Raw genomic sequence first — 301 nt, 5'->3', positions numbered from 1 at the left:
CTACCCGCAGAACGACACCCCGATGCTCCCCACCCAGGATCTCTCCCCCACCCTCCTCCACCCTCTCCACACCATCCCCATCCTCCTCCACATACACCACCACCCCCCACACCTCGACCCCACCCCCCCCTTCACCCTCACCACACCCGCAAACCCTCCCCACACCTCCCCCCCCACCACCCCCTCACACATTTCCACCTCCCGAACAACTACCCACCACCCCCCCCGTCCGCCCAGCACAACTTCCCTCCCATCCTCCCCTCCCACTTCCGTCCCTACCCCCATCACCTCCTCATCACCT

Annotated in this window: 1 protein-coding gene; it reads right to left on the bottom strand. The window is 66.1% G+C overall.

Annotation, left to right across the window (positions count from 1 at the left end; genetic code table 11):
- The coding region (locus FS507_RS19950; RefSeq protein WP_222121459.1) for a hypothetical protein at positions 1-301 on the bottom strand (301 nt) is incomplete at its 5' end.

The sequence above is a fragment of the Corynebacterium glyciniphilum AJ 3170 genome, from assembly GCF_007673095.1.
In the GTDB taxonomy this organism is placed as follows: Bacteria; Actinomycetota; Actinomycetes; order Mycobacteriales; family Mycobacteriaceae; genus Corynebacterium.
The sequence above is the reverse complement of the archived record's forward strand: the minus strand, read 5'-3'. Positions and strand labels throughout refer to the sequence as shown.